The organism is Dyella kyungheensis (assembly GCF_049913195.1).
Classification (GTDB): domain Bacteria; phylum Pseudomonadota; class Gammaproteobacteria; order Xanthomonadales; family Rhodanobacteraceae; genus Dyella; species Dyella kyungheensis.
The window spans coordinates 2,189,660-2,212,099 of the sequence record NZ_CP183983.1 but is presented as its reverse complement, the minus strand read 5'-3'; the positions used below and the strand labels follow the sequence as shown (position 1 = coordinate 2,212,099).

17 protein-coding genes are annotated in these 22,440 nt (G+C 65.9%); 5 read left to right on the top strand and 12 right to left on the bottom strand.

Going from position 1 to position 22,440, the window contains the following annotated elements:
* Positions 1–43 precede the first annotated feature (43 nt).
* The 4 genes from ACN9MB_RS09910 to ACN9MB_RS09895 form a co-directional block, all read right to left on the bottom strand.
* Complete coding sequence (locus tag ACN9MB_RS09910) at positions 44–3,148, bottom strand: efflux RND transporter permease subunit (RefSeq protein ID WP_426271672.1); 3,105 nt, start codon at positions 3,146–3,148, stop codon at positions 44–46.
* Entirely contained in the window at positions 3,148–4,224 is a 1,077-nt protein-coding gene (locus tag ACN9MB_RS09905) for an efflux RND transporter periplasmic adaptor subunit (protein WP_426271671.1), read from the bottom strand. Before ACN9MB_RS09905 ends, ACN9MB_RS09910 begins: the two co-directional genes overlap by 1 nt.
* Complete coding sequence (locus ACN9MB_RS09900) at positions 4,221–5,366, bottom strand: TolC family protein (protein ID WP_426271670.1); 1,146 nt, start codon at positions 5,364–5,366, stop codon at positions 4,221–4,223. Before ACN9MB_RS09900 ends, ACN9MB_RS09905 begins: the two co-directional genes overlap by 4 nt.
* A gap of 179 nt (positions 5,367–5,545) precedes the next feature.
* On the bottom strand, positions 5,546–5,914 hold the full coding sequence (locus ACN9MB_RS09895; RefSeq protein WP_426271669.1) for a hypothetical protein: 369 nt from the start codon (positions 5,912–5,914) through the stop codon (positions 5,546–5,548).
* A gap of 159 nt (positions 5,915–6,073) precedes the next feature.
* On the opposite strand from ACN9MB_RS09895, the gene ACN9MB_RS09890 reads away from it, so the two are divergent.
* The gene (locus ACN9MB_RS09890) at positions 6,074–9,178 is read left to right on the top strand and encodes a diguanylate cyclase (protein WP_426271668.1); all 3,105 of its coding nucleotides are present in this window, start codon (positions 6,074–6,076) and stop codon (positions 9,176–9,178) included.
* 4 nt (positions 9,179–9,182) lie between these two features.
* Here the strand turns inward: ACN9MB_RS09890 and ACN9MB_RS09885 are convergent, their stop codons facing one another.
* From ACN9MB_RS09885 to ald, 4 genes are all read right to left on the bottom strand, one after another.
* Entirely contained in the window at positions 9,183–9,845 is a 663-nt protein-coding gene (locus ACN9MB_RS09885; RefSeq protein ID WP_426271667.1) for a YoaK family protein, read from the bottom strand.
* Between the two features lie 7 nt (positions 9,846–9,852).
* Positions 9,853–10,512, bottom strand: coding sequence for an outer membrane lipoprotein chaperone LolA (lolA, locus tag ACN9MB_RS09880; RefSeq protein ID WP_426271666.1), 660 nt, complete (start codon positions 10,510–10,512; stop codon positions 9,853–9,855).
* A gap of 244 nt (positions 10,513–10,756) precedes the next feature.
* Complete coding sequence (locus ACN9MB_RS09875) at positions 10,757–13,090, bottom strand: DNA translocase FtsK (protein WP_426271665.1); 2,334 nt, start codon at positions 13,088–13,090, stop codon at positions 10,757–10,759.
* Between the two features lie 84 nt (positions 13,091–13,174).
* Positions 13,175–14,239, bottom strand: a complete 1,065-nt coding sequence (gene ald, locus ACN9MB_RS09870; RefSeq protein ID WP_204635747.1) for an alanine dehydrogenase — start codon at positions 14,237–14,239, stop codon at positions 13,175–13,177.
* 441 nt (positions 14,240–14,680) lie between these two features.
* Between ald and trxB the strand changes: the two genes are divergently transcribed.
* Positions 14,681–15,646 carry a thioredoxin-disulfide reductase gene (gene trxB, locus ACN9MB_RS09865; protein WP_204635746.1) on the top strand — a complete coding sequence of 322 codons (966 nt, stop codon included), beginning with the start codon at positions 14,681–14,683 and terminating at the stop codon, positions 15,644–15,646.
* A 147-nt stretch (positions 15,647–15,793) separates the two neighbouring features.
* Positions 15,794–16,933, top strand: a complete 1,140-nt coding sequence (locus ACN9MB_RS09860) for a GNAT family N-acetyltransferase (RefSeq protein ID WP_426271664.1) — start codon at positions 15,794–15,796, stop codon at positions 16,931–16,933.
* On the opposite strand, the gene ACN9MB_RS09855 is transcribed toward ACN9MB_RS09860, so the two are convergent.
* Positions 16,930–18,333, bottom strand: a complete 1,404-nt coding sequence (locus ACN9MB_RS09855; RefSeq protein ID WP_426271663.1) for a serine hydrolase domain-containing protein — start codon at positions 18,331–18,333, stop codon at positions 16,930–16,932. The two genes, ACN9MB_RS09860 and ACN9MB_RS09855, sit on opposite strands and share 4 nt — an antisense overlap.
* Before the next feature lie 88 nt (positions 18,334–18,421).
* Between ACN9MB_RS09855 and aat the strand changes: the two genes are divergently transcribed.
* Complete coding sequence (gene aat / locus ACN9MB_RS09850) at positions 18,422–19,156, top strand: leucyl/phenylalanyl-tRNA--protein transferase (protein WP_426271662.1); 735 nt, start codon at positions 18,422–18,424, stop codon at positions 19,154–19,156.
* Here the strand turns inward: aat and ACN9MB_RS09845 are convergent.
* Positions 19,138–19,776, bottom strand: a complete 639-nt coding sequence (locus tag ACN9MB_RS09845; RefSeq protein ID WP_426271661.1) for a cysteine hydrolase family protein — start codon at positions 19,774–19,776, stop codon at positions 19,138–19,140. The two genes, aat and ACN9MB_RS09845, sit on opposite strands and share 19 nt — an antisense overlap.
* Before the next feature lie 112 nt (positions 19,777–19,888).
* On the opposite strand from ACN9MB_RS09845, the gene ACN9MB_RS09840 reads away from it, so the two are divergent.
* Positions 19,889–20,848 (top strand): GlxA family transcriptional regulator, encoded by a 960-nt coding sequence (locus ACN9MB_RS09840; RefSeq protein WP_426271660.1) that lies wholly within the window; start codon positions 19,889–19,891, stop codon positions 20,846–20,848.
* 6 nt (positions 20,849–20,854) lie between these two features.
* On the opposite strand, the gene ACN9MB_RS09835 is transcribed toward ACN9MB_RS09840, so the two are convergent.
* Positions 20,855–21,946, bottom strand: a complete 1,092-nt coding sequence (locus tag ACN9MB_RS09835) for a glutathionylspermidine synthase family protein (RefSeq protein ID WP_426271659.1) — start codon at positions 21,944–21,946, stop codon at positions 20,855–20,857.
* A 15-nt stretch (positions 21,947–21,961) separates the two neighbouring features.
* Entirely contained in the window at positions 21,962–22,435 is a 474-nt protein-coding gene (locus tag ACN9MB_RS09830) for a hypothetical protein (protein ID WP_204635739.1), read from the bottom strand.
* Between the last annotated feature and the right edge of the window lie 5 nt (positions 22,436–22,440).

Here is a 22,440-nt window from a genome sequence, read left to right as displayed (position 1 = left end):
GGCCCGCAAGCCGCCGTGTCACCCCTTGGCGTTCGGAGCAATCCTAGCGGCGACGCGCCTCCGTCCGCTGCTCCATCCAGTCGTACAGCACGGGCAACAGCAGCAAGGTCAACAGCGTCGAGGTGAGCAAGCCGCCCACCACCACGGTCGCCAGCGGCCGCTGCGTTTCGGCGCCGACGCCGCTGGAAAGCAACATCGGCACCAGGCCCAGGATCGCCACGCTGGCGGTCATCAGCACGGGTCGCAGACGCAGCGCCGTGCCGCGAAGCACCGCCTCGCGCACACCCATGCCCTTGGCCCGCTGCTCGTTGAGAAAACTCACCAGCACGATGCCGTTCAACATCGCCACGCCGAATACCGCGATGAAACCGATCGCCGAAGGCACCGACAGATACTGCCCGGTGATGGCCAACGCCACGATGCCGCCGATGGTGGCGAACGGCACGTTGGCGAGGATCAACGCGGCGTACTTCATCGAATTGAACGCGGTGTAGAGCAGCACGAAGATGAAGAAGATCGTGGCGGGCACGATCAAGGCCAGACGCTTCAACGCGCGCTGCTGGTTCTCGAAGGCACCGCCCCACTCCGTGTAATAGCCGGTCGGCAGCTTCACTTGTTGCGCCAGCTTGGCGTTCGCCTCCTGCACGAAGCCATCGATATCGCGACCGCGTACGTCCATCTGGATCACCGCATAGCGTTGCAGCTGTTCGCGCCGGATGAAGGAGTAACCCTCCGCCTCGGTGACCTCGGCCACCTGCGACAGTTGCACCAGCGCACCGCCCGGCGCCTGGATCGGAATGCGCTGGATCGCCTGCAGGGAACGCTTGTCGCTGTCGTTCAGGCGCACGGCGATGTCGAAGCGCTTCACGCCATCGATCAGCGTGCTTACCGGTTCGCCACCGATGCCGTTGCGTACCACGGTGAGCACGTCGTCCGCGTTGAGGCCGTAGCGCGCGAGTGCCTCGCGATCCACCCGGACGCGTATCTGCGGCTTGCCCATGTTCGGCTCCAGGGCAAGATCAGCCACACCAGGCACCTGGCTTAGCGTGTTCTTGATCTGTGCGCTTAGACGATCCAGCTCACCCAGATCATCGCCATAGAGTTTCAATGCCAGGGTGGCGCGCACGCCGGAGATCAACTCTTCGATGCGCATCTGGATCGGCTGCGTGTAGCTCACCACGGCCGTGGGCAGCACGGCGGAAAGTTCGCGCTGCATGTCCGTCTCGATGCTCTCCAGCGTCTGGCCCTTGCGCCACTGCTCGCGTGGTTTGAGCGGCGTGTACACCTCCATGTAGTTCACGTCGGCCGTCTCGCCCTTTTCGGCGCGGCCGATCATCGCCAGCGTGGTCTCCACTTCGGGAAACGAGGCCTTGATGCGCGTGGCGACCTGTCGCGAGAGATCGATCGATTCCTCCAGCGAGGCCGACGGAATGGAGGTGATGCGCCACATGATCGCGCCCTCCTTCAGGTTCGGCATGAATTCCTTGCCGAGGAAAGGAAACAGCGCAAGGCTGCCCAGCAATGCCGCGCCCGCCACACCAAGCACCCAGCGCCGCCGACGCAATGCCCACGCCAGCACGACGCCGTAACGCGTCTTCAGGAAGCTCACCAGGCGCGTATCGCGTTCGTGCTTTGGCTTCAGCGCAAGTGCGGCGAGCACCGGCACCAAGGTCAAGGCGAGTATCAGCGAACCCGCCATGGCGAAGCTGATGTTGAAGGCCATCGGCTTGAACATCTTGCCTTCCAGCCCTTGCAGACTGAACAGTGGCAGGAACACCACGATGATGATCACGATGGCGAACGCGATGGGACTTGCCACTTCCCTGGCCGCGGCCAGCACGGCGGCACTGCGGTCCACCGGCTCACCCTGCGCCTTGCGTTCGGCCATGATGCGGAAGGCGTTCTCCACCATCACCACCGCGCCGTCGACCATCATGCCGATGCCGATGGCCAGTCCCGCCAGCGACATCAGGTTGGCCGACAAACCGGCCTGCTCCATGCAGATGAAGGCGATCAGCATGGCCAGTGGCAAGGTGACGACCACCACCAGCGCGCTGCGCCATTCGCCAAGGAACAGGAACAGCACGATGGCCACCAGGATCGAACCTTCCACCAGCGCGCGCACCGCCGTACCCACCGCCTTGTTGACCAGATCGGTGCGCTCGTAGACGGGCTTGATCACCACGCCATCGGGCAACGCCTGCTGCACGGTGCCGAGCTTTCCCTTGACCGCATCCACCACGCTCTTGGCGTTTTCGCCGATGCGCGACAGCGCCTGGCCCATCACCACTTCCTTGCCATCGCGCGTCACGGCGCCGGTGCGCGGCGCGCCGGCTTCCTCCACGGTGGCCACGTCGCGCACGTAGACCGGCGTGCCATCTTCGGTCCTGAGCACGATCTGGCCGATGTCGCGGGCGCTCTGCACAAGACCCAACCCACGCACCAGATACTGCTCGCGCCCGATATCGACAAAGTTTCCGCCGACCTGCGCATTGTTCGCCTGCAGTGCCTCGATCACGTCCTTGAAGCCGAGGCCATGGGCGATCAGCTTCATCGGATCGATGCGCACCTGATACTGCTTCTGCTGTCCGCCCCACGAGGTCACGTCGTCGACGCCGGGCGCCGTGCGCAGCATCAGGCGGATGGTCCAGTCCTGCAGCGTGCGTAGGTCGCTGTCGCTGGGCGCCCCTTTTAGCGTTTCGTCCGCGCGCTCCACGGTGTACCAGAACACCTGGCCAAGGCCGGAGGTGTTGGGTCCCATTTCGGGCTTGCCGTAGCCCGCCGGCAGACGGTCGCCCACTTGTTGCAGTCGCTCGTTGACCAGTTGGCGTGCGAAGTAGATGTCCATGTCGTCGCTGAAATACACCGAGACGTAGGACAAGCCGAACAGGCTGACCGAGCGCACCTCTTCGACGTTCGGCAGGCCGGCCAGCGCGGATTCGACGGGCGTGGTGAGCAGCGATTCCACGTCTTCGGCGGCAAGGCCCGGCGCCTCGGTGTAGACGTTGACCTGCACGGGCGTGACGTCGGGAAACGCGTCGATGGGCAGCTTGCGCAGCGCTTGATAGCCCAACACGCCGATCACCGCGAAGGCGATCAACACCAGCAGCTTGTAGCGCAGGGAGAGTTCGACCAAACGCGCGAGCATCAGTCTTCTCCCAGTTGCGAGCGAAGCAAGCGCGCCTTGAGCGCAAACGCGCCCTTGCTGACGTACGAAGCCCCGGGCTTGAGGCCCTCGCGTATCTCTACCCAGCCATCGCGGGTATCGCCCAGTTGCACGGCCGCCGGTTCGAACGCACCGCTGCCCGTGGCGACGAACACGGTGGACTGGTTCTGCAACAGCACCACCGCTTCGGCCGGCACGGCGAGCGCGCTGCGTCCGCCCACGGCGATGCGCGCGTCGACCAGTTCGCCCGGGTGCAACAGGTCGCGACGGTTGTCCACCGCCATGCGCACCGCCACGGTGCGGGTCTTTTCATCGGTCTGATGGGAACGCTGCACGACTTTGGCGGGCAGGCTCTGCTCGTGGACAAGCACGCGCGCCGCCGCATCCGGCTTGACGCGCCCTGCATCGAACGGTGGCAGTTGGGCTTCGACCCAGACCGAGTCCTCCTTCACCAGGGTGAACAAGGTGCGTCCCGCATCGACGCGCTCACCCACCAGGAAGGCATCGCTGGTGATGCGTCCATCGGTAGGCGCGAGCAGCGCATAGCTACCGTCCGCGCCTGCAGAACCGGCACGCAATACGCCCTGGATCTGCCCTTCGGACAAGCCATAAGCACGCAGCCGCGCACGTGCCTGGTCGCGCTGCACCTGCACTTCCGTGTAGCGGCGCCCGGACACGGCTTGCGAGCCCAGCGCGGAGACGCGACGCCAATCCTGCTCGGCCACGATCAGCGCGCCCTGCGTTTCGGCCACCTGCACGCTGGACAACATCACCAACGGCTGCCCGGCCTTCACCACATCGCCCAGCTTCACCTTACGCGACAACACCATCGACTCGATGCGCGGCGACACCAGCACGGTCGAATAGGCGTCCACTTTGACTTCGCCGGGCGCCTTGATCTCTTCGGCCAGTTCGCGCGTGGCGAGTTTGGAAACCACGATGCCCGCGTCCTGCATGGCGCGAGTGTCCAGCGTCAGCGAGGCCTGCTGTGCGAAGGATGTACTCGCGGCCAACGACAACATGAGCGCGCACGAAGCGCGTTGAAAGATCCGTGTCATGGGGATACCTCCTGGATGCGGCCGTCCAGCCAGTCGGTGAGGCGACCGGCGGCGGCGAGATAGTCGAGCCAGGCCTGCCAGGCCTGGCTTTCGAGCACGAGGGCGGACAGCGCCGTGTCGAGGTTTTGCTTGAGCTGCACGAGGTAATCGGACGTGCCGATTTCGCCGGACCGCCACAGTTTTTCGAGCAAGGCGGCGCGATCCTCGAACGCGGCGGCGCGCCCGGCACGGAACGCCTGCCCTGCAGCGAGCAAGGCGTCGTAGCGTGATTGCGTTTCGCGAAGCGAGGCGCGTGTCACCAGTTGCCGGGCGCGCAGCGTGGCGGCGGCCGCTCCGGCTTCGGCGATGGCCGCATCGATTTCCGCGCGACCGCTGTTGAGCACCGGCAACGGCATGGACACGCTGACGCCGATGACCTGATCGGTTCGGGCGCCCGTGTTCACCCGGCCTCCGGTCAGGCTGACTGTAGGGTCAGGCAGACGTGCCGCGCGCGCCACCGCAATGCCTGCCTGCGCCCCCGCCTCGTCGGCCCGCAGCTTGACCAGCTCCGGCTGCTCGTCGAGCGCGGCCGGCACGATGCTGGCCGAGACGGGCGGCAGTCCCGCGGGCAACGGCGGCGGCGTCACCGCGTCGCCTGCGATCGCTTCGAGCGCGGCCCGCGCCATCGCTTCGTTGCCCGCCAGCGAGGCCTGCTGGATCTGCGCCTCGCCCAGGGCCAGGCCTGCGAGGTCGCGTTCCGGACTGCTGATGTCGCCCACGGCGAGGCGTTCCGCGGCCAGTGCATCGAAACGGCGCATCAGGCTCACCCGATGCTCGCCCAGTTCGCGCTGGCGGGCCGCGAGCGCCGCGCTCGACCAGGCCTTTAGCCAGCGCGAGGCAATGTCACGGCGCAACAGTTCATACGACGCTTCGCGACTGCGCTGCTCGGCCTCGGCCTGAGAAGTGCGCGCGCGCCGCTTGCCGGACAGATCGAGCGGCAGCGACAGCCCGGCGGTGCGACGGTCGACGTCCGCGTTCTCGGCTTCGAGCGACAGCGAGGGGTTGTAGACGGGTTGCGAAGCCGCACGCAGCCGCGCATTCGCTGCTTCGACATCGGCACGGGCGGCCTGTACCTCGGGACTCGCCTCCCATACGCGCTGCATCGCGTTTCGGAGGGGCGCGGTGACCGGCGCCCCGCCTTCGACGGGCGACGTCAAGGTGCGTGCGGCATAAACCACACAGGCAGCCCCGACAAGGGCTGCACGTAAAACGGACATGGATGTATCTCCTGACAACGATCACGACGAATGCACCCCGGAGGGGCGCAGCAGTGCGGTCGCGGTCAGGCGATGGGTGGGCGCAACAGGGACGCCGTCACGGCGGGCACGTGTCCCGCATCGACAGAGGGAATAACCAGGGGCATGCCGGGGTTGCCCACGGCCAGCACCAGCGACACCGGCATGGTCGCGGCATGGGCGCAGGCGCAATGGCAGGAGCCGCCTTCGCCGAGGAGACAGGCGCCATCGTCCAACTGGATTTGCGGGGTGGCCTGCATGGTCGCCGCGGCGGCCACGGAGGCGCGCCCGGAAAAGCCGTCCCGCTCGCCGCCATCGGCCACGCAGACCGAACCGCTGACCAGTTTGATCAGCAACACGGCCATCACCAGCACCCACAGGCCGCGATGGCGGCGCAGGCGCTTGAGCAGTGGCATGGCGGACGATGACATCCCCGGGATGCTAGTGGGCAGGCTGCCTGTTAGACAATTTCATCCGCTGGCCGCCTGGTCTATGACAGTCGGCGCCCACATCGTGCGGAAAATCCCCCTCACGCATCGCTATGATGGGTCCATACGACGGGGCGGAGTCGGCACGTGGCGCAAGGGCCGGGACGAGCAAGCAGGCGGGACGTCTGGGGAAATGGGTCACGGTCGGTCGCCGCTGCTGCGCGACGCAGCGCCGTCTGGCGCGTATTCGCCCTGCTCTGCCTGTTGATCCTGCCGTCGCTCGGCATGGCGCGCGAGAGCGATCCCTGGGCGCCGTTCGACATCCCCTGGTTCGATCGCCTGGGAGTCAGCGACGGCCTGCCGCATTCGATCACCACCACCGTCGAGCAGGACAAGCGCGGGCTGATCTGGATCGGCACGCTCTCGGGCCTGGTGCGTTACGACGGCTACCGCATGCAGGTGTTCACCGGCAACAGCGGCAGCAAGACCGATATTCCGGACGCCTATGTCCGCTGCCTGCTCACCCTGCCCGACGGCAGCCTGCTGGTGGGCACCAATGCCGGCGGCCTCACGCGTTTCAATCCGCTCAACAACGCGTTCCGCACCTACCCTGTGGGCAAGGGCGGCACCAGCGACCGGAAAATCTATGCGCTGTCGCCCGATGGCAATCGCGGCGTGTGGATCGCCACCGAACGCGGCGTCGATTATCTGGATCTGCGCAGCAACCGCATCACCTCGGTGCCCCTGGGCGAAGGCATGTCGGCGCGCAGTTTCAGCCTGATGCAGGATCGCGAAGGCAACCTGTGGATCGGCAACAACAACGGCCTGTTCGTTCGACGCAACGGCGAAAGCAAGTTCACCCACCCCGACCATCCCGCCGACGGCAGCGGCATCGACGTCGTGCTCAACGACGGCATCTGGGCATTGCTGGAAGATCGCCAGGGACGCCTGTGGGCCGGCAGCACGCAGTCGGGCGCGGTCTATCGCGACGAAGCGGGTCATTGGCACGCCATTCCCGGCTTCAGCGGTTATCAGGCCGATCGCTCGCGCCGTCCCACCGTGCGCTCGTTCGTGCAACTGGCGGGCGACACGCTGTGGATGGGCACCGATGGCGGCGGCGTGCTGTCCTACGACGTCGCCAGCGGCAAGCTGCACGCGATCACCCACGACACGGCGATGCCTTCTTCGCTGCCCGGCGATTCCGTGCGTGGACTGCTCCAGGACAGCACCGGCAACGTATGGGTGGCCACCGACCTCGGCGTGGCGCGCTACGACCCGAATGCGCGCAAGGCATTTGCCCTGTTGCCCTCGACCAGCGACAACCGCTCGCTGGCGAATACCAATGTGCGCGGCATCTTCGTCGACAGCCATCAACGCATCTGGCTTGGCATGAGTTCCGGCCGCATCGACGTGATCGACCTGGCCGCCGGCAGCATTCGCCATCTGCAACTGGGTGGCGTGCAGACGCGGCGCGATGTGCAGGCCTTTGCCGAGATGCCCGACGGCAGCCTGTGGGTGGGCACGCAGGGCGTGGCGCGAATCGATCCGAACAGTTTCGCGATCGCCGGTTCGGCGATTCCCGAACTGGAGGACAAGCCGGTCCTGCACCTGCTGCCTGACGGCCAGCGACTGCTGATCGCCACCTACGACGGCGTCTATCGGTACGACACGAAGACGCATGCACTCTCGCACTTCAGCCACGACGCCAACGACCCCAGCAGCCTGGCCAGCGACACGGTACGACGCATCGCGCACATCGGCGCCGATCTCTGGTACGTCACCGGGCGCGGCATCAGCATCGCCACCAGCACGATGCAGACCAAGGGTTTCGAGAACCTGCTCAATCGCCCCGGCGACAGCACCAGCCTGCCGAACAACCTGGCCAGCTCCATCGCGATGGACCCGCAGGGCACGCTGTGGATCGGCACCTATGGCGGACTGGCCATGCTGCAGCCGCGCAGCGTCGGCGAGCCGTATCGCTTCGCCACCCTGGGCACGGCCAACGGCCTGCCCAGCGAGAACATCAATGCGGTGCAACCGGACGATGAGGGCAATCCCTGGGTGAGCCTGTCCAACGGCCTGTCGATGATCGACGCCAACACGCATGCCGTGCACAACCTGGGCGTGCGTGACGGCCTGCGCATCTCCAGTTATATCTACGCGGCGGCCGCGCGCGCACCGGGCGGCGAATTGCTGTTCGGTGGACTGGGCGGCCTGACCGTGGTGCGCCCGGAATGGCAGCCGCCCGAGCAGAACGATGCATCGCTGGCGATCACCTTCGCAGCCGTCAACGGCACGCCGCTGCCCTACGGCCAACTGCCGCGCGCGGGCGAGTCGATGAAGATCAACTCGCGCAACCGCAGCCTGCGCGTGGACTTCGCCCTGCTCGACTACGAAGCGCCCAACGAGACCAGCTACAGCTACCGCATGGAAGGTTTCGACGAGGGCTGGATCGAGATTCCGCGCGGCGGCCTGCCCACGGCCATCTATACCAATCTGCCGCATGGCGATTACAAGCTGCGCCTGCGCGCGCAGACGCACGGCATGCAGCCACGCCAGATCGAGTCCACCGTCGACGTGAGCGCCGAGCCGCGCTGGTACGAAACCGTGGCGGCGATGGTGGTGGCCGGCCTGTTGCTGCTGGCGGCGATCTTCGGCGTGATCCAGCTGCGCACGATGTACCTGCGGCGCCAGGCCAAACAGCTGCAGCACCAGATCGAGCTGCGCACGCGCGACCTGGTGGTGGCCAACAAGCGGCTGGATGAACTCGCCAATACCGACGTACTCACCGGTGCGTGCAACCGTCGCCGCCTGTTGGAACTGGTGGAGGAGATGCGCGCGCAAAGCAGCGATGGCCAGGCCTGTATCGCGCTGCTCGACCTGGACCGGTTCAAGCGCATCAACGACACCTACGGCCATCTCGCCGGCGACGCGGTGATCCGCCACGTCAGCCAGATCATGCAGCAGCAATGCCGCGAGTCGGACTGCGTCGGCCGCTACGGCGGCGAAGAACTGGTGGCCGGCCTGCCCCACAACACGTTGGAGCAAGGCATGGTGGTGGCCGAACGCATCCGTAGCGCCGTCGCCGAACAGCCGCTGGTCTACGACGGCCAACCGATCGCCGTCACCGTGAGCGTCGGCGTGGCCGCCTATCACGCGGGTGAGACACTATCGCAATGGCTGTCGCGGGCCGATGGCGCGCTTTACGAAGCCAAGCATGGCGGGCGCAATAAAGTCGTCGCCGCCCAATAAAGCGTCAGTCGAAGTGCCGATGCCTGTAGATGGCGTAGCCCAGGCCAACAGCACCCGTGAGCGTCGCTGGCACGAGCAGCACACGCTCCTGCCAGACCATGAAGCCAAGCGCGCCAAGCGTGGCGCCTGCAATGAAATGGCTCGCCACCAGCAGGCAGATATTGATGCGCAGCGAGTCGACCTCGAGGCCGCGCAATCGATGGCCGAGATAGATGCCCAGATCGGTGAAGATGCCCGAGAGATGCGTGGTGCGCACCGTAGCGCCGCTGTACGTGCTCACCATGGCGTTCTGCAATCCGCACGCCGCGGAGGCCAGGTACAAGCCGAGATCGCGACCGTCATGGATCAAGGGTGTGGCGGCGAACAGCAGCGCGGACTCCAGCATCAACACCACGCCGTAGCGCCGTCCCAGCCGCAGTGCGCCCTGTTGCACGATGAATCCGCTGAGCATGGCGCCCAGCAGGAACGCCACGATCACCAATCCCCAATGCGCTATCTCGCCTGCATCGCCGCGCGCCAGCGCCAGACCGAACTCCGTGCTGGTGCCGGTGAGATGGGTGATCGGCTGGTGGCGGAAACACAGATAGCCCACCACGTTGATGCAGCCCGCACCGAGCGCGAGCAGGCCGCCGCCCACCCATGCCCAGCGCGGGAGCTGGCGCAGCATGGCGCGATCAGTTCTTGATCGGCTGGGTCTGGATCACCGGCAGGTCGCCGATCACATCGGCGCCCGGCGGCGGGACGAAGTTGAAGGTTTCCGGCGGGATCGGCACGTTGCGCTGCCAGCCCGAGAAACGGATGTCCGTGACCGCGCCCAGCTGGTCGCGGAACAGCATGCGCGCCAGACCATTCGCGTCGAAGCCAAGGTCGGCGTAATCGAACTGCGGGTCCTTGGCCTTGGAGGTAAGACGCAGCCAGCTCAGGCCGTCGTGCTCGCCCTGCTCGGCCACGTTGAAGTCCTTGTCCATCTGCTTCACGTCGGTGAGCACGGTCAGCGGGCTATGCGATTCCTCGGAACTCTGCACGCGCACGGTGACCTGTTCGAGGTCCGGGTCGTACAGCCACACGCGGCTGCCATCGGCGACGATGGTCTGCTTGGACGGCGCCAGCGTCTCCCAGCGGAACTGGCGCGGCGCCTGCAGCGCCAGCGTGCCGTTGCTCGGCTTGCCGTTGTTGCCGTTCGCATCTTTCAGCGTCTGCGAGAACGTGCCGGTGAGCGAGTGCAGGCCGTTGGCGAAGGCATCGAGCTTGGTACGCGCCGGGCCGGCGGCCATGGCGAGGCTGCTGATGGAAAGCGCGAGGGCGGCAGCGGTAAGAATGAGCAAGCGTTTCATAGGTGCCTTGAAGATGAGGCGGCGATGACGGTGAAGCAGTCAGGGCGAATTGTGGCGTTCGAAAGCTTAACGGCGAGGCGATGCTTTTCTGCCCGTCATTCCGGCGCAGGCCGGAATCCAGGTGCGGTGCGGCAGGTTTTCGCCAGAATCTTCATGAAGACTTTCGCGAAAACCTGACCTGATCGCTACTGGATTCCGGCCTGCGCCGGAATGACGATCAAAAAGAGCAGGAATGACGGGCGTTTCAATTCTTCGGCGGCGGGGGCGCCAGCACTTCGCGGTTGCCGTTGTGCTGGGGTGCGCTCACCACGCCATCCTGTTCCATCTGTTCGATCAAACGGGCGGCACGGTTGTAGCCGATGCGCAGGTGGCGCTGCACGCCGGAGATCGATGCGCGGCGCGTCTCGGTGACGATGCGCACGGCGCGATCGTAGAGCTGCGCCTCGGCATCGCCGCCGCCTTCTTCGCCATCCTGCGGCAGACCGGAGTCGCTGATGAACTTGCCGTCGCCCATCGACTGCACTTCTTCCAGCACGCCCTCGATGTACTGCGGTGCGCCCTGCGACTTCAGCCAGTTCACCACGCCATGCACTTCATGATCGTCCACGAAGGCGCCGTGCACGCGCTCGGGCGTGGCGGTGCCGGGCGGCAGGTGCAGCATGTCGCCGTGGCCGAGCAGCGCTTCGGCGCCGGACTGGTCGAGAATGGTGCGCGAGTCGATCTTGCTCGACACCTGGAACGCGATGCGGGTGGGGATATTGGCCTTGATCAGGCCGGTGATCACATCCACCGACGGACGCTGCGTGGCCAGCACCAGATGCACGCCGGCCGCACGCGCCTTCTGCGCCAGGCGCGCAATCAGCTCTTCGACCTTCTTGCCGACGATCATCATCATGTCGGCGAACTCGTCGATGATGATCACGATGTACGGCAGCGGCTCCAGCGGCTCCGCGGCGAGGTTCGGCATCTCCGGGTTCGGACGGAACAGCGGATCGAGCAAGGGCTGCCCCGCGTTCTCGGCGTCCTTCACCTTCTTGTTGAAGCCGGCGAGATTGCGCACGCCCACCGCCGCCATCAGCTTGTAGCGGCGCTCCATTTCGGCCACGCACCAACGCAGTGCGTTGGCTGCTTCCTTCATGTCCGTCACGACCGGCGCCAGCAGATGCGGAATGCCTTCGTAGACCGAAAGCTCCAGCATCTTCGGGTCGATCATGATCATGCGCACGTCCTTGGCGCTGGCCTTATACAGCAGGCTCAACACCATGGCGTTCACGGCCACCGACTTGCCCGAACCGGTCGTGCCGGCCACCAGCAGATGCGGCATCTTGGCCAGGTCGGCCACCACCGGGCGGCCGCCGATGTCCTTGCCCAGCGCCAGCGCCAGCGGCGACTTCATCGCGTCGTACTTGTCCGAACGAAGGATCTCGGAGAGATAGACGATCTGCTTCTTGGCGTTGGGAATTTCCAGGCCGATCACGTTCTTGCCCGGGATCACGTCGACCACGCGCACGCTGACCACCGAGAGGCCGCGCGCGATGTCCTTGTCCAGGCTCGACACCTGCGAACCGCGCACGCCCGCGGCGGGCTCCAGTTCGAAGCGCGTGATGACCGGGCCCGGATACACGCCCACCACCTTGGCCTCGATGCGGAAATCCTTGAGCTTCAGCTCGAGCTGGCGCGACAGCACTTCCAGCGTTTCTTCCGAATAACCCGGGCCCTGCTCCGGCGCTTCGTCCAGCAGCGACAGCGGCGGCAGTTCGCCCGGCGCGGATGCACCGGTGAACAGCGGGATCTGCGTTTCCAGCTTGGCGCGCTCGCTCTTTACCACCGGCGCGGGCGCGGTTTCGATGCGTACGGGTTCGCGCTTGGCCTGCTTCACGGCCTCGGTCTTCTTGACCACCTCGCGCTCGGCGCGCGCCTGGCGTGCAGCCAACACTTCGGGCGCCTCGCGCAGCTTGCCGCCGAACCAGCCAGCGAGTTTCAGCACGCCCTGACCGGTGAGATCGGCCACTTTGAACCACGACAGGCCCGTGGCCAGCGTCACGGCGATCAGGAACATGGCCAGCAGCAACAGCGGCGCACCCTTGGCACCGAGAGCTTGCAGCAGCCCGTGGCCAACCCACATGCCGATGATGCCACCCACACCCTGCGGCAAAACGGGCTCGTCATTGAAGCTGAGATAGAGCAGCGCCGGCGTGGTAATGAGCAGGAATACTGAACCGATCAGGCGCAACGACGGCTCCCACGGCTGGACGGTGCGCTCTCCACGGTGACGCAGCACCTGCACGCCCAGAAATAGCAGCAGCAAGGGAAAGAAGTAAGAAACCAGCCCGAAGATGTAGCGCAGCACGTTGGCGATGTTCGCACCCACTTCGCCACCGAAGTTGCGCGCGTGCTCGACCGTGCCGGCATGACCCCAGCTGGGATCCTGGTCGTTGTAGCTGAACAGGCAGACCAGGAGATACAGCGCCAGCGGCAGCAGCAGCAGCGCGCCGGCCTCGCGCAGACGGCGCTTCAGTTCTTCACTGAGGCCTTCGCGCTCTTGCTTGTCTTTTTTGACGTTCGCGGTACGCGGCACCGTGATCCTTATCCTGTTCGTGAGTCCGGCCGCCTTTACGGGCGGCCGGACGGTACAACACCCGCCGAAGCGGCAGGCAAGACCTTAGATCATGCCCTTGAGCGCCGGATGAACCAGCTCGCCGCCGTCGACGTTGATGCCCCCGCGCAGCGGTTCGAACTGGCGCCATTCGTTGCCGGCGGCCAGACGCTGCACATACGGCAGGATAGCGGCAGAAATCGCCACCGACGAGGTCTGCGGCACGGCACCCGGCATATTCGTGACGCAGAAGTGGGTCACGCCGTGCACGTCGTAGGTCGGTTCCTTCCAGGTGGTCGGACGCGAGGTCTCGAAGCAGCCGCCCTGGTCGATGGAGATATCCACCAGCACGCTGCCCTTCTCCATGGTCTTGACCATCTCTTCGGTGACCACGCGCGGCGCCTTGGCGCTGGGAATCAGCACGGCGCCGACCACCAGGTCGGCCGAGGCCACTTCTTCGGCCACCGACGACTCATAGGCGTACAGCGCGGTGACGTTCGGGCCCATGGCCATCATCTCGGCCAGGCGATCCTGGCGCTTGTCGAACACCACCACGTTGGCGCCGGCAGCGGCGGCCAGCGCGGCAGCGTTGCCACCGGCAGCGCCGGCGCCCAGCACCACGACCTTGCCACGCGGGGTGGAGGCCATGCCGCCCAGCAGCTTGCCCTTGCCGCCCTGCGGACGATGCAGCAGCGTGGTGCCGATCTGGGTGGCGATGCGGCCGGCGATGACCGACATCGGCAGCAGCAGCGGCAGGCCGCCGTTCTCTTCCACCGACTCGAACGCCACGCCGGTCAGGCCGATGTCCAGCAGGCTCTTGGTCAGCGACGGCTCGGCGGCCAGGTGCAGGTAGCAGAACAGCAGGTGGTGCTTCTTGAGCAGGGCGAGGTCGCCGGCAACCGGCTCCTTCACCTTCACGATCAGCTCGCCCGCCTCGTACAGGGCGGCGGCGTCGGCGGCGATCTTCACGCCGACCTTGGCATAGGCCTCGTCGGAGAAGCCGCTCTTCTCGCCCGCGCCGGCCTGGATGAACACCTCGTGGCCACGGCGGACCAGATCGGCAGCAGCGGCGGGAATGAGGGCAACACGACCTTCGAGGGTCTTGGTTTCGGAGGGAATACCAATACGCATGGGGAGTGGATCCTGTGGGAAAGCTAAGTGGCAACGACGCCAGGCCGCACCCGGCCCGGCAAACCTCAAGGCCGGCGGTGCTTGAATCGTCCCTGCGTCTTCCCCATCCTTCCGGGTTCGGACGCCTCGTCTCCGTTCATGCCTTGCCGGTGGGTAGGAAACCGCCGCAGGTGATGGAGCGAATGACTGATGCAAGTCGCCAGCAAACCCGAAGGATTATAACCAAGATGGGCAGGCCGTTTTCACATTCCCGCGACGCCGCACGAGCAGACCACCTTTGCGCAGGTGCAGCAAAGTCAAGGGGATACAGCCCATCCCGCTGAAAACCAGCTGACAGCCCCCATATAGGGCCGATCGCCGGATGACCATGCGCTCAAGCATGGTTCCTCCCCTCCACCCTCCATGAACATCGCCGCCGAGCAAGGCGGACAGAAGGAACGCATGAACGCACCCACCAAGCACAGCCGCCTGCTGATCCTGGGCAGCGGTCCCGCCGGTTACACCGCCGCCGTCTACGCTGCCCGCGCCAACCTCAAGCCGATGATGATCACCGGCCTGCAGCAGGGTGGCCAGCTGATGACCACCACCGAGGTGGACAACTGGCCGGGCGACGACAAGGGCGTGCAGGGTCCGGAACTGATGCAGCGCATGGCGCAGCATGCCGAGCGTTTCGAAACGCAGATGGTGTTCGACCACATCCACAGCGTGGACCTGAAGCAGCGCCCGTTCCGCCTCAAGGGCGACTCGGGCGAGTACACCTGCGACGCGCTGATCATCACCACCGGTGCCACCGCCAAGTACCTGGGCATCGCCAGCGAAGAGCACTACAAGGGCCGCGGCGTGTCCGCCTGCGCCACCTGTGACGGCTTCTTCTTCCGCGAACAGGAAGTGGCGGTGATCGGCGGCGGCAATACCGCCGTGGAAGAGGCGCTGTACCTGTCCAACATCGCCAGCAAGGTCTATCTGGTGCACCGCCGCGACAAGCTGCGCGCCGAGAAGATCATGCAGGACAAGCTGTTCGAGAAGGCCGCGGCCGGCAAGATCGAATTGATCTGGAACCACACCGTGGACGAAGTGCTGGGCGACAACTCCGGCGTCAACGGCGTGCGCGTGAAGGACATCAACACCGGCACGACCCGCGAGATTCCGGTGAGCGGCTTCTTCGTGGCCATCGGCCATCAGCCGAACACCGGCATCTTCGACGGCCAGCTCGACATGCACGACGGCTACATCAAGATCCGCAGCGGTCTGGGCGGCATGGCCACCATGACGTCCGTGCAGGGCGTGTTCGCTGCCGGCGACGTGGCGGACCATGTGTATCGCCAGGCGGTGACGTCGGCGGGCTTTGGTTGCATGGCGGCGCTGGATGCGGAGCGTTGGCTGGATCAGCAGGGTCCGGCGAGCTAAACGCTCTTGATCGTCATTCCGGCGCAGGCCGGAATCCAGTCTCCGCGTGACAGGTTGTCGCGATAACCATACACAGCCGCTACTGGATTCCGGCCTGCGCCGGAATGACGAGATTTAAGACTGAAGTATCCATGTTTTTGGAGCGCCGTGATCGAAGCACGCTTCCACGACAGCATCGAACGCATCCCGGCCGAGGCCTGGGATGCGCTTCGGCCCGACGACAACCCCTTCGTCTCGCATGCCTTCCTCGCCCTGCTGGAGCGCACCGGCTGCATCCGCGCCGACTGGGGCTGGCAGGCGCATCACCTTGGTCTCTATGAAGACGGCCATCTGGTTGCCGCGGCACCGCTGTACCTGAAAGGCAACTCGCACGGCGAATTCGTGTTCGACTGGAGCTGGGCCAGCGCCTGGGAACGGGCCGGCGGCGATTACTACCCCAAGCTGCTCAACGCCGTGCCCTACTCGCCCGTGCCGGGACCGCGCTTGCTGGCCGGCAACGATGCACGCACCGTCGAGCGCCAGCACGCCTTGACCGCGGCCATGCGCAGCTTCGCCGAGCGCATGAACCTCTCCTCCGTGCATGCCAATTTTCTGCGCGACGACGAACTGGCTGCGTTCGACACGCCATGGCTGGTCCGCTCCGACGTGCAGTTCCATTGGCACAACCATGCCTATGCGGATTTCACCCAGTTCCTTGCCGCGCTCAATCACAAGAAGCGGAAGAACATCCGGCAGGAGCGCGCACACGTGGCCCGCAGCGGCCTCGCCATCGAGATGCGCGGCGGCAGCTCGCTGAGTGTCGAGGAGTGGCGGCACATCCATGCGCTTTACGAGTCCACCTTCGACGCCAAGGGCAACCACGCCGCGCTGACCCGCTCGATGTTCCTGGGCCTGCGCGACACGCTGGGCGACAGCGTGCAACTCGCGCTGGCGCGCCACGGCGAGCGCATCGTGGCGATGGCGTTGTTCCTGCAAAGCAGCGACACGCTGTACGGCCGTTACTGGGGCGCGGAAGTCGACGTGCCGGGCATGCATTTCGAGCTGTGCTACTACCAGGGCATCGAGCACGCGATCCGTCATGGACTGCAGCGCTTCGAACCCGGCGCGCAAGGCGAACACAAACTCGCCCGCGGCTTCCTGCCGGTGCGCACGCACTCGCGTCACTACCTGGTCAACAAGAGTTTCCGCGACGCCGTGCATGAAGCGCTGCAGCGCGAAGCCGAAGGGATGGACGACTATGCGCAGGAGCTGATGCAACACAGCCCCTACGCGCATCTTGAGGCCTAGCCGACGGAAATGCCGACCACCTTGCCGCCTTCATCCAGCCGCACGCCAAACGGCAGGCTGTTGCCGGGGCCGAACTCGATCCGGTAGTCGTTCCAGACCTGCTCGTGGTCGTGGCGCTGCCCTTTGAAGATGAAGGACGACGGCGCGCCGAACACCGACAATTGCTTGGCCATGCGCCCGGACAAACCCGCGGCCAGCTTCGCCTTCAGCTTGTCGCCGAACATGGACGGATCGCGACTTCCCTTCTGCAGCTGATCGAACGCCGTGCGTACCGTGCTGGTGACGGCGGCATCTTCGCCCGCCGCCGGCTTGCGCGCAGCCCGCGCGAGATCCGGATACATCGCTTCGAACGCCGCAGTCACCAGCATCTGTCCCGGCTCCGGGTTGTCGCCCGAATTGGTGAACGCAATGACCTGGATGCCCTGCTTCGGGAAATATTGATTGGAGCTGGTGAAGCCGAACGAACCGCCGGTATGGCCGATGCGCGGTTGCTCGTCGAGCGTGTCGACGAACAGGCCCAGGCCGTAGTCGGTGCTGCCGGGCGCGGGCGTGGTCATCAGCGCATAGTCGGCGGGACGCACGATCTTTCCGCTCTTGAGCGCGACGTTCCAGCGCTCCAGCTCATCCACCGTGGAGACCAGGTTGCCGGCCGCCCAGCCCACCGTGTCATGGATGGTGGGTGCCGCTTCCAGCTTGCCGTCCGCGTGCCGGTAGCCCTTGGCCATGCCGGGAATCGACGACTCCTCGGCCACCGTGTAGGTGTGGGTCATGCCAGCCACCGCCAGCAGGTGCGTCTTGACGTACTGCTCGTACGATTCGTGCGAGGCCCGCTCGATCACCCGCCCCAGCAACGCATAACCGCTGTTGGAATAGGACCAGCGGCTGCCGGGCGGAAAATCCAGCGGCTTGTCCTTGATGCGCGCGATGATCTGATCGAACGTGGCTGGCTTCACGGCCCACGCTTCGACGTCCGGACCGTCCAGGTACTCCGGCATGCCGCTGGTATGTGACAGCAACTGCTTGAGCGTCACTTCCTTCGCGTGCGGAGCATCCGGCAGATAGGTCGCCAGCGGAGCGTCGACATCCAGCTTGCCCGCTGCCTGCAGCTGCAGGATGGCCGCCGCCGTGAACTGCTTGGTGATGGAACCGATTTCGTAATGCGTCGACAGCGTGGCGGGCGTCTTGTGCTCGCGGTCGCTCAGCCCATAGGCGTGGCGGTAGACGGCCACGCCGTCGCGATAGATCGCGAGGGTGGCGCCCGGCGTGCCGGTGCGTTGCAAGACCGTCTGCACGTCGCTGTCGATACGCCTGGCCAGCGCAGGATCGATGTCCGTGGTGGAGGCCATCGCCGCAGGCGCGAGACACGAAGCGACCATCCAGCACAAGAAACGACGACGCATGCCCGATCCCGGTGTCATGAAGGAAAGTGCATGCTAACCACATCGCCATGCCGGTAGCATGTACCGCACACCCCGCCACTCAAGCCCCATGATTCGACTGCCCCTGCTCGACGCGACCAGGCCGGAACACTTTCCTGATCCGCGCAAGGCGTTGAACGATCCGAACGGCCTGCTGGCCTTCGGCGGCGACCTGTCGCCCCGTCGGCTGCTGGCCGCCTACGCGCAGGGCATCTTCCCGTGGTTCAACGAGGACGAGCCGCTGCTGTGGTGGTCGCCCGATCCCCGCTGCGTCTTCCACACCAGCAGCCTGCGGCCCAACCGCACGGTGCGGCGGCGGCTGGCGCAGGTGGACTGGCACGTGACGGTGGATCACGCCTTCCGCGAAGTGGTGGAAGCCTGCGCCGCGCCACGCCCGGGCCAGAGCGGTACCTGGATCGTGCCGGCCATGGTCGACGCCTATGCGCACCTGCACGAGATGGGGTATGCGCACAGCGTCGAGGTATGGGAACAGGATCGCCTGGTCGGCGGCATCTACGGCATCGCCGTGGGTCGATTGTTCTGCGGCGAATCGATGTTCAGCCGCGAAAGCGGCGGCTCGCGCGTGGCGCTGCTGGCGCTGGCGAAACTGCTGCGCGGCTGGGACTTCCCATGGATCGACGCGCAGGTGACCAATGCCCACCTGGTGCAGTTGGGCGCGGTGGAGTATCCCCGCGCCCAGTTCCTGCGCACCGTAGCCCAGCTGTCCCAGCTGCCGGGACAACGCGGCAGCTGGGCCTCGTTCACCTCGCTGGCGCAGGTGACCGATCAGGCCACCGCCGACTGACGCGCCTGCGCGGCACGATACGACTCGAGGATGTTGCCGCGCGCGGGCCGCTCGCCGGAAGCCAGCGCCTGCAGCCATTCCTCGGTGCTCAACACCGCCGCAAAGCGCGATTGCTGCACCACGCTGAAGACGCGGTGGATTTCCTCGGCGCTCGCATAGCCGGCGTGGTTGGCGTACGACACGGCGCCTGATGCGTCGTGCACGAATTCCACCTCCATGCCGCGATCGAATGCGTGCTTGATGGTGGTGTCGTCGCAGTTGTGGGTCATGTACCCGAGCACCGTCAGTGTGTCGATCCGGTGTTGCGCCAGCCATTCGCCCAGGCCGGTATCGCTGAACGCGCTGGGCAGCGGCTTCAGGAACAGCGCATCGCGATGGCGACGTGCGATCTCCGGATGCAGTTGCCAGCCATCGCTGCCCGAAGCGAACGCAGGTGCATCGACCGGCGAATCCTGCTGGATCACGATCACCGGCACTCCAGCCGCAGTGGCGGCATCCATGATGCGGGTGATGCGCGGCAGCGACTGGGAGGACGGCGGGTACTCGATCTGCAGTTCACCGGTGAAGTATTCGTTCTGCACATCGACCACGATCACGGCACGGCGCGGTTGGGAGGACATGGCGAAGCTCCTTGCGTTGAGATGCTGCGCATGGTGCGCCCGGCGGCACTTGCCAACGAGTGGCCTGAAGGACAACCATCGATGCTATCGGGCCAATAGGGTAAATCGGGTCATGCGCACGATTCGGGTCGCCGTGGTCGCCTTCGAGGGCATCCTGCCCTTCCATCTGTCGGTGCCGTGCGCCGTGTTCCAGTCGCCGACGCCGGAGGGCGAATCACCGTTCCGGCTGCGCGTGTGTTCCGCCGAAGGCGAACGGATTTCCAGCGCGGCGGGCTTCACCATCGGGACGCCTTACGGCCTGGACGAACTGGCGCGCTCGGATGTGATCATCGTGCCGTCCTGGCGCGATCCCGACGAGGTGCCTCCCGCTGTCCTGCTCCAGCAACTGCGCAAGGCGGCCGCGCGCGGCAAACGCGTGGTCGGCTTGTGCATGGGTGCGTATGTGCTGGCACACGCCGGCTTGCTGGATGGCCGGCGCGCCACGACCCACTGGGCCTGGGCCGAGCCGTTCATGGCGCAATTCCCCGAGGTCGAAGTGGATGCCGACGTGCTGTTCGTGGATGAAGGCAACATCGTGACGTCCGCTGGCGCCGCGGCAGGCATCGATTGTTGCCTGCATCTGGTCCGTCAGATGCTGGGCAGTGAAATGGCTAATCACATCGCGCGGCGCATGGTGGTGCCGCCGGTGCGACGCGGCGGCCAGGCGCAGTTCATCGAAAAACCCGTGGCCGAGGCGCCTGCCGACAAGCGCATGGCGCGCCTGCTCGAACACGTGCAACGGCACCTGCACGAAGACCACAACCTCGACACGATCGCGGAAAAGGCAGCCATGAGCCGGCGCACGTTCACGCGACATTTCCGCCAGCTGACCGGCGGCAGCTTCGGCGACTGGCTGCTGGCGCAACGGCTCGCCGAAGCGCAACGCCTGCTGGAAACCACCCAGCGGCCGCTGGAACGGATCGCCACCGATATCGGCCTGGGCTCGCCGGTGACCCTGCGCCAGCACTTCCAGCGCGCGTACCGCACCTCGCCGGCGAACTACCGGCGCACCTTCAGCGCGCCGCGCGACTGAAGCGCTTCAACGAAACAGGTGCGGTACAAAGCAGCTGGTGTTGCGCGTGATGCAATCGGCGTCCTCGCGCATGCCGATGCCCACGGCGGCATTGCCCACCACCCACGACCCGACCAGGGCATGCCGTCCGTCGAACACCGGCAGCGGCGAGAACGCCTGGAAAATGCATGGCTCGGCGCTGGCACCGCCAGTTTCGCCCTTGCCCAGCACCACGATGCCGGCACCTTCCCTGCCCCAGTACGGTTTGCGCACCACCGCGCCGTCGATGTCGGTGCGGCGACGGCTGGCCGGCAACAGATTCGGATGCCGGGGAAAGTATTCCCATAGCAAAGGCAGGATCGCCTTGTTCGACAGCAGCATTTTCCAGGCCGGCTCGAACCAGCGCAGACGCGTCTGCGGGAGGTGCTCGGCGAAGGGTTCGGCCAGCATCCATTCCCAGGGATAGAGTTTGAACAGCCGCTCGATGGGCGCGTTGTCGAGATCGATAAAATCCGTGCCCGACCAGCCGATCTGCTCGACGTCCAAGGCGGTCGCGCGATGGCCTGCCTGCAGGCAGGTATCGATGAGGTAGTCGCAGGTGAGCGCGTCTTCCGTGCTTTCGTAACAGGCCGCGAAATGCACGTGCGACGCCGCGGGCAAGGTGCGCCAACGCTCCACCAACGCTTCGTGGATGGAGTTGAACTGGTCCGCGTCCGTGGCCACGTCCTGCAACCAGTACCACTGCGCCACCGATGCCTCGAACAACGCGGTGGGCGTGTCGGCGTTGTATTCCAGCAGGCGCGGCGGCGAATGGCCGTCGTAGGCCAGGTCCATGCGTCCGTACAACGCCGGCTCGCGATCCCACCAGCTGCGCTCGACCAGCGCGGCCGCGCGATCGCCCAGGCCCAGCTCCGCATAGCGCCCCGCACGCACGATGCGATCGACGGCCTCGAGGCAGAGCGCGTGCAGTTCGCTGGTGGCGGCTTCGATCTGGTCGATCTCATCGGCCTCGAACACGTAGTGCACGTCTTCGCGCCAATACGGCTGGCCATCGATGGTATGGAAGGCGAAGCCGAGCGATTCGAGCCGTTGTTGCCAATCCGTCCGCGGCGTACCCATCTGTCGACGCATCGATCAGCTGGCCCGCGCCGAAACGCGCCCGGTCGAACCAAAGCCGCCCCGACTGCCGAGTTCGACGCCCTGCGGCCCACCGAAGGCACTGGTGGCCGCAGCGCGTCCACCCGCGGCGAACGCGCGCCCCGGCCCTGGATCGTTGGCGACGTTGCCGCCGCTGCTGCTGCGGTACCAGGGGCCGTAGTAATGCAACCCGCTGCTGCCGCTCACCGAGGTATCGATCTGGCACTGCCCGGTGGAATAGTCGTGCACGCAGTCTTCGTAACTGTTGTAGCGGTTGCGCTGCACGTCCTGGCCGCGACCCAGCATCGAAAGACCCACCAGGGTTGCGCCGCCGAGCGCGATCAGCGGCACGGCAAACGAACGTTTCTGGTTGCGCGGCGGCAGCGGATGGAAGCGGGCGTCAGGCCGTTGCGGCGGCTTGACGCCGGGCCGAAGCTCGCGCGAGAGGGGATACTTGTTTGAATCGCTCATGGCGG